14 protein-coding genes are annotated in these 16,285 nt (G+C 61.6%); 1 reads left to right on the forward strand and 13 read right to left on the reverse strand.

The genetic code is table 11. The features are described 5' to 3' along the window. Nucleotides 1-101: 101 nt before the first annotated feature. The 10 genes from trpE to V3W27_RS26100 all read right to left on the reverse strand — a co-directional run bounded on the left by trpE (nt 102) and on the right by V3W27_RS26100 (nt 12,582). Complete coding sequence (trpE, locus tag V3W27_RS26055) at nt 102-1,583, reverse strand: anthranilate synthase component I (RefSeq protein WP_330207883.1); 1,482 nt, start codon at nt 1,581-1,583, stop codon at nt 102-104. Between the two features lie 71 nt (nt 1,584-1,654). Continuing rightward, nucleotides 1,655-2,473, reverse strand: coding sequence for a phosphoglycolate phosphatase (locus tag V3W27_RS26060; protein WP_095137402.1), 819 nt, complete (start codon nt 2,471-2,473; stop codon nt 1,655-1,657). Continuing rightward, nucleotides 2,470-3,144, reverse strand: coding sequence for a ribulose-phosphate 3-epimerase (gene rpe / locus V3W27_RS26065; protein WP_003228808.1), 675 nt, complete (start codon nt 3,142-3,144; stop codon nt 2,470-2,472). Before rpe ends, V3W27_RS26060 begins: the two co-directional genes overlap by 4 nt. An 80-nt stretch (nt 3,145-3,224) precedes the next feature. Beyond that, a complete protein-coding gene (locus V3W27_RS26070; RefSeq protein WP_247269628.1) occupies nt 3,225-4,373 on the reverse strand; it encodes an iron-containing alcohol dehydrogenase in 1,149 nt (382 codons plus the stop codon). A 222-nt stretch (nt 4,374-4,595) separates the two neighbouring features. Continuing rightward, nucleotides 4,596-5,420: an ABC transporter permease gene (locus tag V3W27_RS26075; protein WP_041070101.1), complete on the reverse strand. Its 825-nt coding sequence runs from the start codon at nt 5,418-5,420 to the stop codon at nt 4,596-4,598. A gap of 12 nt (nt 5,421-5,432) precedes the next feature. After that, on the reverse strand, nt 5,433-6,680 hold the full coding sequence (locus V3W27_RS26080; RefSeq protein ID WP_330207884.1) for an ABC transporter permease: 1,248 nt from the start codon (nt 6,678-6,680) through the stop codon (nt 5,433-5,435). 182 nt (nt 6,681-6,862) lie between these two features. After that, nucleotides 6,863-7,906 (reverse strand): ABC transporter substrate-binding protein, encoded by a 1,044-nt coding sequence (locus V3W27_RS26085; RefSeq protein ID WP_027610727.1) that lies wholly within the window; start codon nt 7,904-7,906, stop codon nt 6,863-6,865. 48 nt (nt 7,907-7,954) lie between these two features. Further along, nucleotides 7,955-9,079, reverse strand: coding sequence for an ABC transporter ATP-binding protein (locus V3W27_RS26090; RefSeq protein WP_041070094.1), 1,125 nt, complete (start codon nt 9,077-9,079; stop codon nt 7,955-7,957). A 351-nt stretch (nt 9,080-9,430) separates the two neighbouring features. Then, nucleotides 9,431-10,060, reverse strand: a complete 630-nt coding sequence (locus tag V3W27_RS26095) for a response regulator (protein WP_003228820.1) — start codon at nt 10,058-10,060, stop codon at nt 9,431-9,433. 125 nt (nt 10,061-10,185) lie between these two features. Continuing rightward, nucleotides 10,186-12,582, reverse strand: a complete 2,397-nt coding sequence (locus V3W27_RS26100) for a PAS domain-containing sensor histidine kinase (RefSeq protein WP_330207885.1) — start codon at nt 12,580-12,582, stop codon at nt 10,186-10,188. Nucleotides 12,583-12,656: 74 nt separating this feature from the next. On the opposite strand from V3W27_RS26100, the gene V3W27_RS26105 reads away from it, so the two are divergent. Beyond that, nucleotides 12,657-13,646 carry an alpha/beta hydrolase family protein gene (locus V3W27_RS26105; protein WP_330207886.1) on the forward strand — a complete coding sequence of 330 codons (990 nt, stop codon included), beginning with the start codon at nt 12,657-12,659 and terminating at the stop codon, nt 13,644-13,646. A 140-nt stretch (nt 13,647-13,786) separates the two neighbouring features. Here V3W27_RS26105 and V3W27_RS26110 read toward each other — a convergent pair whose 3' ends face one another. Genes V3W27_RS26110 through V3W27_RS26120 form a run of 3 tightly spaced genes read right to left on the reverse strand, consistent with a single transcriptional unit; the run spans nt 13,787 to nt 16,243 of the window. Beyond that, nucleotides 13,787-14,554: a TerB family tellurite resistance protein gene (locus tag V3W27_RS26110; protein ID WP_027610724.1), complete on the reverse strand. Its 768-nt coding sequence runs from the start codon at nt 14,552-14,554 to the stop codon at nt 13,787-13,789. 1 nt (nt 14,555) lies between these two features. Continuing rightward, nucleotides 14,556-15,227 (reverse strand): N-acetylmuramate alpha-1-phosphate uridylyltransferase MurU, encoded by a 672-nt coding sequence (gene murU, locus V3W27_RS26115; RefSeq protein WP_027610723.1) that lies wholly within the window; start codon nt 15,225-15,227, stop codon nt 14,556-14,558. Then, nucleotides 15,224-16,243, reverse strand: coding sequence for an aminoglycoside phosphotransferase family protein (locus V3W27_RS26120; RefSeq protein ID WP_330207887.1), 1,020 nt, complete (start codon nt 16,241-16,243; stop codon nt 15,224-15,226). Before V3W27_RS26120 ends, murU begins: the two co-directional genes overlap by 4 nt. Nucleotides 16,244-16,285 lie beyond the last annotated feature (42 nt).

A 16,285-nucleotide genomic window follows, 5' to 3' on the forward strand; every position in this document is an offset into this window, starting at 1 on the left:
GAGCGGGCTTGCTCGCGAAAGCGGTGTATCAGCCGACATCAATTTTGAATGCCAGCCCGTATTCGCGAGCAAGCCCGCTCCCACAGGGGGATTGTGTGGACTCAGCTTTCCGGGGTCTGCTCAGCCAGGGCCACGGCGCGGAACATCGCGCGACGCTTGTTCAGGGTTTCTTCCCACTCCAGCGCCGGCACCGAGTCGGCAACAATACCGCCACCGGCCTGCACGTGCAGTTCGCCGTTTTTGATCACCGCAGTGCGAATCGCAATCGCGGTGTCCATATTGCCGTTCCAGGCAAAGTAACCGACCGCACCGCCATACACGCCACGCTTGACTGGCTCCAGTTCGTCGATGATTTCCATCGCACGGATCTTCGGTGCGCCGGACAAGGTGCCCGCCGGCAGAATCGCCCGCAGCGCGTCCATCGCGGTCAGCCCGGCCTTCAACTGGCCGGTGACGTTGGAGACGATGTGCATCACGTTGGAATAACGCTCGATGACCATTTTCTCGGTGAGCTTCACCGAACCGATTTCCGAAACCCGGCCAGTGTCGTTACGACCCAGATCGATCAGCATCAAGTGCTCGGCGATCTCCTTGTCGTCCGAAAGCAGGTCTTCTTCCAGCGCCAGATCCACTTCTTCGGTGGCTCCGCGTGGACGAGTGCCGGCAATCGGGCGCACGGTGATCAGGTTGTCTTCGACCCGCACCAGCACTTCCGGCGAACTGCCGACGACGTGGAAGTCGCCGAAGTTGAAGAAGTACATGTACGGCGTCGGGTTGAAGCAACGCAGGGCGCGATACAGATCGATTGGCGCAGCCTTGAAGTCGATCGACATGCGCTGCGACGGCACCACTTGCATGCAGTCACCGGCAAGGATGTATTCCTTGATGGTGTCGACGGCTTTTTCGTAATCGTCCTGAGTAAAACTGGATCGGAATACCGGGTCAGCCGCTTGTTGCTTGCTGAAATCCAGGCCACGGCGCGGGGTGATCGGCTGGCGCAGTTTCTCCAGCAGTTCCTGCAATTGCGCCTGCCCCTGCTCGTAAGCATCGGCTTGCGCCGGGTCAGCGAGGACAATCGCGTGCATCTTGCCGGCGAGGTTGTCGAACACCACTACCGCATCGGACACCATCAGCAGAATGTCCGGCACGCCCAGCGGATCCGGGTTCGGGCATTTGCCCAGACGTTTCTCGACATAACGCACACAGTCATAACCGAAGTAACCGACCAGGCCACCGTTGAAACGCGGCAGACCGGCAATGGTCGGCACGTTGTAGCGGGCCTTGAAGGTTTCGACGAAGGCCAGCGGGTCTTCGACGTCATGGCTTTCGGTCTCGACGCCATCGACGGTGATGCTCACGTGATGGTCGTGCACCCGCAGCACGGTGCGGCACGGCAGGCCGATGATCGAGTAACGGCCCCATTTCTCGCCACCCTGCACCGATTCGAGCAGGTAGGAGTTAGGCTGGTCGGCCAGTTTCAGGTAGATCGACAGCGGGGTGTCGAAGTCGGCCAGGGTTTCGCAGGCCAACGGAATGCGGTTGTAGCCGTCAGCGGCCAGGCGCAGGAATTCTTCGCGGATCATGGGGTGCCTCGTGGTGTGAGGGGCAAATCAGTCAGGTGTGCAAACGCGCCGGCAAGCCGGCCAGGCATCAGTCAGGCGCGCCAACGCCAGCGGGCCAGGGCCTTGATGACTTTCATCCAGAGTTTGCGGGTGACCACCACGATGGCGTTTCCAGAATGGGATTGAGCAGCGTCGGGCAACGTTATCTCAGCGGCTGTACCGAGGCAACCGGGAATTAGCTTGCGCAGATCGTCGATCACCAGTGCCGGGGATTCCTCGGCAATCGGTCGACCGTGGTTGTAGCCGTAGCTCAGCGCCACGCACTTGACCCCCGCCGCTTTCGCCGCCAGCACGTCGCTGCGCGAATCGCCGACGAACAGCGATTGCGAGGCAGGAATGTTGGCCATTTTCATCACGAAGAACAGTGCCGCCGGGTCGGGTTTCTTTTGCGGCAGGGTGTCGCCACCGATGATCCACTTGAAGTAGCGGCCGATCTTCATCTGATCCAGCAGCGGCGCGACAAAACGCTCCGGCTTGTTGGTGATCAATGCCATGGCCACGCCCTGTTTGTGCAGCCATTTGAGAGTGTCGCGTACGCCGGGATAGACCACGGTCAACTCGTGGCTCGCGCCATAGGCTTCCATGAATACTTCCAGCGCGTGCTCGGCCTCGACGTCATCCACCGCCGAATGATCGATGCCACCGGCCAGCGCCCGGCGCACCAGCACCGGTGCGCCATTGCCGACCCACTCGCGCACCGCCTCGATGCCGGCAGGCTTGCGGCCGAGGGAGAGCAGCATGGTGTCCACCGCCGCCGCCAGGTCGGGAACCGAGTCGATCAACGTGCCATCCAGATCGAACATCACCAACCGTGGCAGTTGCCCCGGGAACAGCTGCTCAAAACCGCTCATGGGCGCGCCAGCGCCAATTCGGAACGCATCTTGTCGATGACTTCCTGATAGTTCGGTGCATTGAAGATCGCCGAACCGGCCACAAAGGTGTCAGCGCCAGCGGCCGCGATTTCGCGGATGTTGTTGACGTTGACGCCGCCGTCGATTTCCAGACGGATGTCGCGCCCCGAAGCATCAATGATCGCCCGTGCTTCGCGCAGTTTGTCGAGGGTGCCAGGAATGAACTTCTGCCCGCCGAAGCCCGGGTTGACGCTCATCAGCAAGACCATGTCGACCTTGTCGATCACGTACTTGAGCACGTCCAGCGGGGTCGCCGGGTTGAACACCAGGCCGGATTTGCAGCCGCCTTCACGAATCAGTTGCAGCGAACGATCGACGTGCAGCGTGGCTTCCGGGTGGAAAGTGATGTAGGTCGCGCCCGCCTCGATGAAGTCGCCAACGATGCGATCCACCGGGCTGACCATCAGGTGCGCGTCGATCGGCGCGGTGATGCCGTACTTGCGCAGTGCCGCGCAAACCATCGGGCCGATGGTCAGGTTCGGCACGTAGTGGTTGTCCATGACATCGAAGTGGACGAAGTCGGCACCGGCGGCCAGAACATTGTCCACTTCCTCGCCGAGGCGGGCGAAGTCGGCGGAGAGAATCGACGGAGCAATTACGAAGGGCTGCATGACGCACCTTTTCTGAGCTAAATCACGATGGCGCGCATTGTATACCTCAAGTTTCCGTGCGCGCACCGTGACCGCGATGATCAGTACGCCGCTCGGTAGATCTTCTCGATATCCGCAGCGCTGAGCTTGCGGGGGTTGTTGCGCATCAAACGCTCGATTCCCGCGGCCTCCACGGCCATGGCCGGGATCGCCTCTTCCGGCACACCGAAACTGCGCAGCCCGGCCGGAATTTCCACCGCCGCGCACAGTTCGGTCATTGCCTGCACGGCTTTGTCCGCCGCCTCGGTGGCGCTCAGATGAACGGTCTTCACCCCCATGGCCTCGGCGATATCCTGCATGCGCTCGACGCAGGCCATCTTGTTCCAGGTCATGACATACGGCAGCAACAACGCGTTACTGACGCCATGGGCGATGTTGAAACGCCCGCCCAACGGATAGGCCAACGCATGCACCGCGCCGACCCCGGCATTGCCGAACGCCATCCCGGCCATCAGGCTGGCGGTGGCCATGTCCTCACGGGCCTGCAGATTGGCGCCATTGGCATAGGCCTTGGGCAGCGACCTGGCAATCAACCTGATTGCGCCGAGCGCCAGCGAATCGGTGATCGGCGAAGCGTTGACCGACAGATAGGATTCAATGGCATGCACCAGCGCATCGACGCCACTGGCGGCGGTGACGCTGCGCGGGCAGGTCAGGGTCATCTGCGGACTGACCAGCGCCACGTCCGGCAACAGATAATCGCTGACGATGCCTTTCTTCAGTTGCGCGACCTTGTCGGAGAGGATGGCGACGTTGGTCACTTCCGAGCCGGTGCCGGCGGTGGTCGGGATGGCGATCAGCGGCGGGCCTTTGCGCGGCACCTGATCGACGCCGAACAGGTCTTCCAGCGCGCCGTGGTATCCGGCATACGCGGCGACACTCTTGGCGATGTCGATGGCACTGCCGCCACCGAGACCGATCAAGCCGTCATGGCCGCCCTCGCGATACACGCGCATGCAATCTTCGACGATGGCGATTTCCGGGTCCGGTAGCACCCGGTCAAAAATCTCGTACTCGCGCCCGCCCAATTGGCACAGCGCCAGCTCCACGGTGCCGGACTTGACCAGCGCGGCGTCGGTGACGATCAGCGGGTTGTCGATGTCGAGGCGGGTGAGTTCGGCGGCCAGTTGCTCGATGGCCCCGGCGCCGGTAATCAGTTTGTGAGCGATTTTGAACTGGGACAGACTCATCGTGCGCAGCCTCTTATAGATGTGGGAGCTGAGCACAAGGTTAGCTGGGGTTTTGAGGTTGTCTGGCATTCACCCCATGAATGACACAAAACTTCGCATACAACACAAATCCTTGTGGGAGGGGGCTTGCTCCCGAAAGTGGTGTGTCAGTCGACATCAACTTCAACTGATCCACCGCTTTCGGGAGCAAGCCCCCTCCTACAGTTTTGACCGTGTACGGCGTCAGACCTGCGCGGTACGCAGTTTCTCGCTACGACCGCGCAGCCATTCAAGGGTTAACAGCAGGATGACAGAGAAGGCGATCAGCAAGGTTGCCGCCGCCGCAATCGTCGGACTGAGGTTCTCGCGAATGCCGCTGAACATCTGCCGTGGCAAGGTCGCTTGCTCGGGGCCGGCGAGGAACAGCGTCACCACCACTTCATCGAACGAAGTGGCAAAGGCAAACAGCGCCCCGGAAATCACCCCCGGCGCAATCAACGGCAGAGTCACCCGGCGGAACGTGGTCAATGGCGAAGCGCCAAGGCTGGCCGCCGCCCGTACCAGATTGTGGTTGAACCCCTGCAACGTTGCCGACACGGTGATGATCACGAACGGCACACCCAGCACCGCGTGCACCACGATCAACGAGAAGAAGCTGTTGCCCAGTCCCAGCGGTGCGAAGAACAGATAACTCGCCACACCAATGATCACCACCGGCACCACCATCGGCGAAATCACCAGCGCCATCACCAGCGCCTTGCCGGGGAAGTCGCCACGGGTCAGGCCGATCGCGGCCAGGGTTCCGAAGACCATCGCCAGCACGGTCGCCGCGGGGGCGACGATGATGCTGTTCTTCAGCGAACGCATCCATTCCGCCGAGGCGAAGAAGTCCTGATACCAGTGCAGGGAAAAGCCCTGTAGCGGATACACCAGGAAACTGCCCGAGTTGAACGACAGCGGCACGATGACCAGCACCGGCAGAATCAGGAACAGCAGGATCAGGCCGCAGAGAATCCGCAAGCTGTAGAACCACACCCGTTCGATGGGCGACATGTAAGGACTCAGCATTTCAAATTCCCCTTAGCTCAGGCGCAGGCGACTGGCGCCCACCAGCCAGCTGTAGATCAGATAAAGCACCACGGTCGCCAGCAGCAACAGGCCGCCCAGCGCAGTGGCCATGCCCCAGTTGATGCTGGTGTTGGTGTAGAACGCGACGAAGTAGCTGACCATCTGATCGTTCGGGCTGCCGAGCAGCGCCGGGGTGATGTAGTAGCCGATGGCGAGGATGAACACCAACAGGCAACCGGCACCGACGCCGGCATAAGTCTGCGGGAAGTACACCCGCCAGAAACTGGCGAACGGATGGCAGCCCAGCGAGATGGCGGCGCGCATGTAGGTCGGCGAGATGCCTTTCATCACGCTGTAGATCGGCAGGATCATGAACGGCAGCAGGATGTGCACCATCGAGATGTAGACCCCGGTGCGGTTGAACACCAGTTCCAGCGGCTTATCAATGATGCCCATGGCCAGCAGCGCGCTGTTGATCAGCCCGCCCGATTGCAGCAACACGATCCACGCCGCGACCCGTACCAGAATCGAGGTCCAGAACGGCAACAGCACCAGAATCATCAGCAGGTTGCTCTGCCGCGATGGCAGGTTCGCCAGCAGATAAGCCAGGGGATAGGCGAGAAACAGGCAGATCACGGTGATGATCAGGCCCATCCAGAACGTGCGGGCGAAGATGTCGAGGTAGATCGCCTGATCCGGGGTGGCCGGGGCCAGTTCGCCGAGATCATCGATACGGTGATCGACCGCCGCCAGCAGATAGAACGGGGTGATGCTGCTGGTGTTGCGTTTGACCGCTTGCCAGTAGGCCGGATCGCCCCAGCGCTCATCGAGGCCTTCGAGTGCTTCTTTGTAGGAGGCCGGTTCGCTGGCGAAGGGCAGCGCCCGGGCGGTTTTGGTCAGCAGGCTGCGATAGCCGGCCAACTCCATGTTCAAGCGCTTGGACAGATCGCCCAGCGTCTGGTTTTTGCGGGCTTCGGCGAGGTCTTCGCCGGCCGCTTTGTACACGGGTTCAGCGGGCAGGCCACGGCCGTCCCAACTGGCGATGGCCGCCACGGTGCGCGGCATGCCGCCGACCACTTCCGGGTTGCCGACGCTTTTGTAGAGCAGCGCCACTATCGGCACCAGAAACACCAGCAACAGAAACAGCACCAGCGGCGCAATCAACGCCTGGGCCTTCCAGCGGTTGACCCGCTCGGCGCGCTTGAGCTTCTGCTTCAAGGTGGGGCTGGCGCCCTCGTTCAGGGGAACGGCGATGGCCATGACGTACTCCGCAAATCTTTGATCGTTACAGAGGTGGCGAACCACCTCGATCGATTGATGCACACAAATCCAGATGTGGGAGCGGGCTTGCTCGCGAAGGCGGCGCATCAGTCGACATCAATGTTGAATGTGCTGATGCTTTCGCGAGCAAGCCCGCTCCCACAGGAGAGCAAGCTCTCGGATTACTTCGCAGCCCAGGAATTGAAGCGCTGCTCCAGTTGCTCGCCGTTGTCAGCCCAGAAGCTGACGTCGATCTGCACCTGGTTGGCGATGTTTTCCGGGGTGGTCGGCATGTCTTTCAGGACGTCCTTGCTCAGCAGCGGTACGGCTTGGGTGTTGGCCGGGCCGTAGGCGATGTTTTCCGAGTAGGTCTTCTGTTGCTGCGGCTGAACCGAGTAGGCGATGAATTTCTTCGCCGCTTCGGCGCGCTTGGCGTCCAGACCTTTCGGGATGGCCCACGCATCGAAGTCGTAGATGCCGCCGTTCCACACCACTTTCAGGTTGGATTCTTTCTGCACGGCGGCGATGCGACCGTTGTAGGCCGAGCTCATGACCACGTCACCGGAAGCAAGGTATTGCGGTGGTTGCGCGCCGGCTTCCCACCACTGAATGCTCGGCTTGAGTTCATCGAGTTTCTTGAACGCGCGATCCTGCCCTCCCTTGCTCGCCAGCTCTTTATAAACGTCCTTCGGTGCAACACCGTCGGCCATCAGCGCGAATTCCAGGGTGTACTTGGCGCCTTTGCGCAGGCCACGCTTGCCCGGGAATTTCTTGGTGTCCCAGAAATCGGCCCAACTGGTTGGCGCGGTTTTCAGCTTGTCGGCGTTGTACGCGAGCACGGTCGACCAGACGAAGAAGCCCACGCCGCAAGGCTGAATCGCACCTTTGACGTAGTCTTCGGTCTTGCCGAACAGGGCCGGGTCGAGTTGTTCGAACATGTCTTCATCGCAACCACGGGACAGCTCTGGCGATTCAACTTCCACCAGATCCCACGACACGCTCTTGGTGTCGACCATAGCTTTGACCTTGGCCATTTCGCCGTTGTACTCACCGGCAACGATCTTGCCGTTGCCCGCCGCTTCCCACGGTGCGTAGAAGGCTTTGACTTGCGCCGCCTTGTTCGCCCCGCCAAACGACACCACAGTCAGATCGGGACCGGCGGCCATAGCGCTGGCCGCACCCATCAGGCCCAGGGTCAGGGCGGTGAACTTCAGGGATCTCAACATTTATTGTTCTCTCCACGTGCAGGGTTGGTGTTGGTATTGCCGGGGCGCTTAGTGCGCCTCTAGAAGAGGATCGAGTGCGCGAACGTGCTCGACCTGCCAGCCAAGCGGAACCACGTCGCCGACCGCGAGCGCTGGATCGAGCTCGGCAATCGGCTGTTTCACGAAGAAGTCGGTCTTGCCGCAGACTTCCAGGCGCACCCGGACGTGGTCGCCCAGATAGATGAATTCCGCCACCCTCCCTGAGAAGCGGTTGACGCATTGGTCGCTCGAACCGTTGAGGCTGACGCGCTCCGGGCGGATCGACAGGGTCACCGGTTCGCCGGTCTGGCCGACGTTGACCGCCAGTGCCTCGACCTTCTCGCCGCGACCCAACTCGACCACGCAACGCTCGCCGCTCTGGCTGAGCAGACGGCCGTTGAGACGGTTGTTCTCGCCGATGAAGTTGGCGACGAAGGTGTTTTTCGGCTCTTCGTAGAGCGTGCGCGGTGGCGCGATCTGCTGGATCTCGCCCTGATGAAACACGGCGACGCGGTCAGACATGGTCAGGGCTTCACCCTGGTCGTGGGTCACGTAGACCACGGTCACGCCGAGACGCTGGTGCAGGTGCTTGATCTCCATCTGCATGTGTTCGCGCAGTTGCTTGTCGAGTGCGCCCAGCGGTTCGTCCATCAGCACCAGTTGCGGTTCGAACACCAGCGCCCGGGCCAGCGCCACACGCTGTTGCTGACCGCCGGAGAGTTGTGCCGGATAGCGCGAAGCGAACGCGTCGAGCTGGACCATGCTCAGGACCTTCTTGACCTTGTCGCTGACGTCGCTCTTGTTCAGGCCACGTACGGTCAGCGGGAAGGCCAGATTCTCGGCCACGGTCATGTGCGGGAACAGCGCGTAGTTCTGGAACACCATGCCGATGTCGCGCTTGTGCGGCGGCACGTTGTTGATTGCACGGCCGGCCAGGAGGATTTCGCCAGCGGTCGGGGTTTCGAACCCGGCGAGCATCATCAGACTGGTGGTCTTGCCCGAGCCGGACGGCCCGAGCAGGGTCAGGAACTCGCCTTTGCGAATGTCCAGGTTGAGGTCTTTGACGATCAGGTTCTCGCCGTCGTAGCTCTTCTGCACTCCACGAAAGCTGACCAGCACGTCACTGGCCCCTGCGCTTGAATCGACCTGGCTCATACCCACACCTTTGTTATTGGTAACTGCTGTGGATTAAGCCTAGTGGCTGGCGCCAGCCACGCAAATCGGGGCGCAGGAGAGAATCGCCTCAGCCGGATGGAAGGTTGGGGGTAGGGATTGCCCTACAAGGATGGCGCGTTTTGGCAAACGAGCTACGAGCACCAAGCGGAAAGCCACGAGAACAAGCAAAAGCGGTTGTCGCTAATGGATATGCTCGCAATTTCGGGCGCTATGAAGATCCCCTGTAGGAGTGAGCCTGCTCGCGATAGCGGTGGCTCAGTCACTGAAGTATTGCCTGACAGACCGCTATCGCGAGCAGGCTCACTCCTACAGTTTTAACTGCGGTGATCTTTAGAGAAGTTTGTGCTCCATCGCGTATTTGACCAGCTCGGCCAGCGAGGTGATGTTGAGCTTCTGCATCAGCCGCGCCTTGTGGGTGCTGATGGTCTTGCTGCTCAGCGCCAGTTGCTGGGCGATGTCGTTGACGTTGGCGCCCTGGGCCAGGCGTTCGAACACCGAGAACTCACGCTCGGACAGCAGCGAATGCAACGGACGCGTGTCGGTCAGGCCGACTTCGAAGACCATGCGGTCGGCCAGTTCCGGGTCGATGTAACGTCCGCCGGCCGCCACTTTGCGAATCGCCGTCAACAACAAAGCCGGATCGCTGTCCTTGGTGGCATAGCCCGCGGCGCCGACCTTCAGCGCACGGGCGGCCATTTGCGCCTCGTCGTGCATCGACAGCACCAGAATCGCCGGTGGATTGTTCAGCGCGCGAATCCGCGGAATCGCCTCCAACCCATTGACGCCAGGCATCGAGATGTCCAGCAACACCACTTCACACGGCACGCTGCGTAGGGTTTCGAGGAGCTGCTCGCCATTGCTCGCCTCCCCCACCACTTGCAGGTCCTTGGCCAGGCCGATCAATTGCTTGATGCCTTCACGGACGATGGTGTGGTCTTCGGCTACCAATACACGGATCACGTTCTTCTCCATTATTCTTATTCAGCGCCAAGGTCATTCGCGAGCAGGCTCGCTCCCACAGGGAAGTGCATTCCAATGTGGGAGCGAGCCTGCTCGCGATAGCGTCAGCTCAAACACCACAACCTTCAAACCTCATTCACCGGCACCCACACATTCAGACTGGTGCCCTCCCCCGGCTCACTCTCAAGCAACAAGCGTCCGCCCATGATCAGCACCCGCTCGCGCATACCGACCAAACCAAAGGACGTCGGCCGATCCGCCGCAGCGACAAAGCCTACGCCATCGTCGCTGACCGTCAGACACAACTCGTCGCCTTCCAGCGCCAGTGTCAGCTCCACAGTATGCGCCTGAGCATGGCGCATGACGTTGGTCAGCGCCTCCTGCAGGATTCGGAACAGCCCGATCGCCTTGGCATCGCTGAGCGCCGGCAGATTGTCCGGCACCTGCACCAGACACGGAATCTGCGTACGCGCCTCGAAGCGCCGCGCCTGCCACTCGATCGCTGAAGCAATCCCGGCATCGAGAATCGGCGGGCGCAACGCCGTCGCCACATCACGCACCAGCTGGAACAACTGGGCGATCAGGCGCTTCATGCTGTTCAAGCGCTCGTGCAGCCCCGGGTCGAGCTGCGCATAGGCCAGCTCGCACATCGAGGTTTCCAGTTTCAGCACCGTGAGCATCTGCCCCAGTTCATCGTGCACTTCCCGGGCGATCCGCGCCTTTTCTTCTTCGCGCACGCTTTCCAGGTGCGCCGACAATTCGCGCAGTTGTTCACGGGAGGCGGCGAGCTCCAGCTCGATGCGCTTGCTTTCGCTGATGTCCCAGACGATGCCGTCCCAGACATAGGCGCCATCCTCCAGCTGTCGGGTGATTGCCTTGATCTCGGCCCAGCGCTGCTCGCCCTGACGAGTGAGAATCCGTCCTTGCCACGACCAGTCACTGTCGGTGTCCAGCGCTTGATCCTGAGTCTGGTGGTAACTGGCCCTGTCGTCCGGGTGCACCAGACTGCGCAAGCCCATGTCGCGATGGGCGATGGCGGCCGGCGCATAGCCGACCAGACTCTCGCTGCCCTCGCTGATGTAGGCGAAATCGATCTGCCCGGTCACCGGCGCCCGCTCCAGGCGGAACACCAGCCCTGGAACGTTGGCGGCGATGCCTTGCAGGCGCGCTTCACTTTCCTGCAACGCGGCCAGGGCGCGGCGGCGCTCGGTGACGTCGGTGAGATAAACCACCAGATACTCGCTGTCGCGAAAACGCAGAAAACTCAGCGAGACGTCCGCCGGCAGGATGCTGCCATCGGCGCGCACGCAACTGGTTTCAAAACTCAGCGGCCCTTCTTCACTGGCCCGCGCGCGTTTCCACAGGTTGAGCCAGCGATCCATGTGCAGGCCGGGTTCGAAGTCGATCAGCGGCCGTTCGATCAGCGCGCCCTGTGGATAACCGAGCATGTGCTCCGCAGCGCGGTTGGCGTAGCGCACATGGCTATCCCAGTTGACCCAGAGAATGCCGACGGTGCTTTGGTCGATGGAAAACTGGGTCAGGCGCAAGGCTTCTTCGCTGGCCGCGCGCAGGGCGATGTCTTCACGTGCAGCCAGCAGACGCTGTTCGAGGCTGTGTTGCTGGCGTCGTTGCCAGACAACGATGGCCAGGCAACTGAGCAACAACACCGCAAACAACAGGCTGAGGTTCTGCCAGAACCCCGGCGATTCAGTCAGCCGTGGGTACTTGGGTTGCAGCCATTGGTTGTGCAGGCGCTCCAGATCCTTGGCCGGGATCGCTCGCAAGGCGCTTTCGATGATCCCGGCCAATTGCGGCCAGTCGCGCCGCGTGGCAACCCGCAACAGCTGCGGCAAGCCGATATCGCCGACCACCACCAACCCGGCGAACTCCGGCTCGGCGGACAAGCGCCCGAGTTGCGCTTCATCTATCACGGCGTAGGACGCTTGTTGGGTCAGCAACAGTTGCAGTGCCTGACGCTCCAGCGGCACGCCTTGCAGATTCAGATGGGGATAGGTGCTGCGCAAATAATCCGCGGTGACGCTGGGCATGCGCACCGCGACGCGGGACAGGCTGTCGAGCTTTTCCAGCTCGACCACGCCGCCGCTCTTCTGGTCGCTGACCACCAGTTGCGGCACACGCATGTAGGGATCGGAAAACAGCCACAGGCGCAGCGCACCCGGGGTCTGGGTCAGGCCCGGGGCGATGTCGATTTCACCTTCGCGGGCGGCGTCTTCCAGTTGCGCCAGATCCTGAAAATTGCGCCAGCTCAGCTCGACGTTCAGGGTCTTGGCCAGTGCCTTCATCAATTCGACATTGGCCCCGGACAAGCGCTGCAAGCGCCGGTCGTATTGCGCGTACGGTGCCTGCAATACCAGACCGACGCGCAACTCACGGTGCTGCGCCAGCCATTGCTGCTCGCCGGGCGTCAACAGCGCTGCATGTGCCGCCGGCGCAGACGCCGCCCAGCCCATCAAGGGAAAACACAACCAGCCGATAACCCACAGGCAGCAAAAACGCATCATTGAAGTCTCTTGCACTGACAAATTCTGACCAACCCATTAGGCTGCCGGGATACTTTTCTGGCCTGGAATAACCGATGCCCTCTGTCTACCGCCTGGCAATGCCAGCATTGTGCCTGTCGCTGATCCTGCCTTGTGCGTTTTCCGTCGAAGCCGCCGATCCGGCGCCCGCCTCCACCGCCGAGCAACCGGCCGCCGAAAAACCGGCCGAACGCCAGCCACTGCTTGAGCGTAGTCAGGAAGAAGCCGCAGCACTGGAACGCAAAGTCCCGGCACAAGAACAGCAGCAATTGCAGGCCGGCGCCGATACTTTCCTCGCCCTGTGGAAACCGGCCAACACTGCCGAGCCCAAAGGTGCGGTGATTATCGTCCCCGGCGCCGGCGAAACCGCTGACTGGCCGCAAGTGATCGGCCCACTGCGCAGCAAATTGCCCGATGTCGAGTGGAGCAGCCTGAGTATCACCCTGCCGGATCTGCAAAGCGATGTCATCGCACCGCGGGTGATTGCGCCCGCCGCCGCGCCGAAAGCCCCGGAAAGTGGCAGCAAGGATTCCACCACTGCGCAACCGATCGAACAGGCGGCGGGCGGTGAAGCGGAAGTGGCGGATCAGGTGGTCGCCGAAACGACTGAAGAACAATCCAAGGCTGATGCCGAACGGATCTTTGCGCGGATCGATGCGGCGATCGCCTACGCCGAGCAGCAAAGCGCACGCCGGGTCGTGGTCCTCGGTCACGGTACGGGCGCGTACTGGGCAGCGCGCTTTCTCAGCGAGCGGCAGAGTTCGCAGGTCGAGAAACTGGTGATGGTCGATGCGCAAACGCCGAGCAAGGCCAAGCCACAATTGGCCGAGCTGACACCGACCCTGAAGTTGCCGACCGCCGACATTTTCTACATGGACAAGGCGCTGGATCGCAACGCGGCGCTGGAGCGCATGCAGGCCAGCAAGCGCTTGAAGACTTCGACCTTCAGCCAGGTGGCGCTCAAGGCGTTACCGGATAAAAAGGCTGAGCAGGAACAGCTGTTCCGGCGGGTGCGTGGCTGGTTGAATCCGCAGAAGACGGACTGACTGGAAGACCGAGTCGCCCCATTCGCGAGCAGGCTCGCTCCCACCCTGATCGCATTCCTACAGAAGGAATGCATTCAAATGTGGGAGCGAGCCTGCTCGCGAAGAGGCCATTTCAGCCAACCCATATTTAACGGCAACGATCAGCGAAAATCCCGCCGCGCCCGAATCAGGGTAAACGCGTTGTGCAGCTCGCGGGTTTTCTCGGTCGCGTCACGCACCTGCTCCGGCGTCGCGCCGCTGCCGGCGATCTTGTCCGGGTGATGACGACTGAGCAGCCGGCGATAGGCGCGCTTGATCTGCGCCGGCTCGCTGGTCGCCGACACCCCGAGCAGGCGCATCGCTTCCTGATAACTCACCGCGGCACTGACAATCGGCCGTTTATTGGGCTCGTAATCATTGGCCAGCGCCTGAATCTGGTGGGTTGTCCAACCCAGCCACTTGCCCCACTGCGCCAACAATTCACGCTCACTGACGCCCGCACGACCGTCGGCCCAGACCATCCGCCAGCAGGCGCGCAACACGCCTTCGGCGGCATGCGGCTGAGCACTCAGGCGGCGCAGATAACCGCGCAGGCGGTCGCCGCCGGACTTGCCGCGATTAAACGCAGCAATCGCCCGCCGCCGTGCCGGCTCGCTCATTTCCAGGGCGTTCATTTCATGGCGCGCCTGCTGGATATGGCCGTCCGTCACTCGCCCGTCACTTTTGGCCAGACGCCCGAGCAACACGAACAGCAATTCGTCGTTACGCAACATCGGCCGTCCGCCGAGTTTTTCCCGCAAGTGCCCCCAGCTTTGCAGGTGCAGGCGCCGATCCAGCGCCTGTCCCAACAATGCCCCAAGCATGGCCCCCGGAATGCTGGCGATCGCAAAACCCGCTCCGGCTCCAATCAGAGTCCCTGGCCACAACATATCAACGACTCGCTTCTATCAATGCTTCAGCTTCGGCCAGACGCTCATGCGTACCGACATCCACCCAGTGACCTTTCAGACGCTCACCGCTGACCTGTCCGTCAGCCATGGCTTTGCGCAGCAGTGGTGCGAGCTTGAATGCGCCGTCCGCGCAGCCATCGAACAACTGCGGATGGAGCACGGCGATGCCGCTGTAGGTCAGGGTTTGCGCGCCTTGCTGGCCATCCTGTACCCGGCCGTCAGTCAGGGTGAAATCGCCCGTCGGATGATGAGCCGGGTTGTCCGCCAGTACGAGATGCGCCAGACCGTTGATCGGTTGATGCAGCACGCTGAAGTCGTAATCGGTCCAGATATCGCCGTTGACCACCAGGAACGCATCGTCACCGAGTAACGGCAAGGCGCGGAAAATGCCGCCGCCGGTTTCCAGCGGCTCACCTTCCGGCGAGTACTGGATGCTCACACCGAACTGCGAACCGTCGCCCAGGTAATCTTCAATCTGCTGACCGAGCCAGGCATGGTTGATCACGATCTCGCTGAAACCAGCCGCCGCCAGCGCGCGCAGGTGATATTCGATCAACGGCACGCCGCCGGCACGCACCAGCGGCTTGGGGGTGGTCAGGGTCAGCGGGCGCATGCGCTCGCCCTTGCCTGCCGCCAGAATCATCGCCTTCATGCGCTCACTCCGCCACGCAGACTGGCGAGCAATGCCTGCAGGTCAACCAGTTCAGGACGGCGCGCGATCACCGCTTCTATATAGGCGAAGAAACGCGGCACGTCGGCCAGGTAGCGCGGCTTGCCATCGCGATGGCAGATCCGCGCAAAAATGCCGATGACTTTCAGGTGGCGTTGTACGCCCATCAAGTCGCTGGCGCGCAGGAAGTCTTCGAAGTCGGCCTGCACCGGGATGTCCAGCGCCGAGGCTTGCTGCCAGTAGCTTTCCAGCCAGCCACGCACGCGCTCTTCAGGCCAACTGAGGAAGGCGTCCTTGAACAGGCAGGTCACGTCGTAGGTGACCGGGCCGTAGACCGCATCCTGAAAGTCCAGTACGCCGGGATTCGGCTCGCTGAGCATCAGATTGCGCGGCATGTAGTCGCGGTGCACCAGCACTTTCGGCTGGGCCAGGGCGCTGTCGATCAGCAGATCGCTGACGGCTTGCCATTGTTGCTGCTGTGCCGCGTCGAACTCGATGCCGAGTTCGCGCTTTACGTACCACTCGGGGAACAGTTCCAGCTCGCGGCGCAGCAGTGCCACGTCGTAACTCGGCAGCGGTGCGACCATCGGCAATTGCTGAAAAGCCAACAGCGCCTGCAGGGCATCGCTGAACAAAGCGTCGGCATTTTCGCTGTCGATTACGTCCAGATAGGTCTTGTTGCCCAGATCATTGAGCAAAAGAAATCCGCGTTCGAGGTCTTCTGCATAAATTTTCGGCACGTTAATTCCGGATTTCGCCAGCAAAAAGGCGATATCCACGAACGGTTTGCAGTTTTCCTGGGGCGGTGGCGCGTCCATCACGACGAAACTGCGACCCGCGCCTTCCCAACGGAAATACCGGCGGAAACTCGCGTCGCTGCTGGCCGCGGTCAACGTGGCCGGGGGCACGGCGCCCCAGCCCTGGTCTGCAAACAGGATTGCCAACTGCTCATCGAGCCAAACTTTCAGGTGTTGCAAGCGTACATCTTGGTCAGGCATTGCAAGGGTCTCCGACGGCGCTAGCCGTCAAGCGGGTCATGC

This window comes from Pseudomonas sp. AM14(2022), assembly GCF_036346455.1.
Taxonomy (GTDB): Bacteria; Pseudomonadota; Gammaproteobacteria; order Pseudomonadales; family Pseudomonadaceae; genus Aquipseudomonas; species Aquipseudomonas putida_A.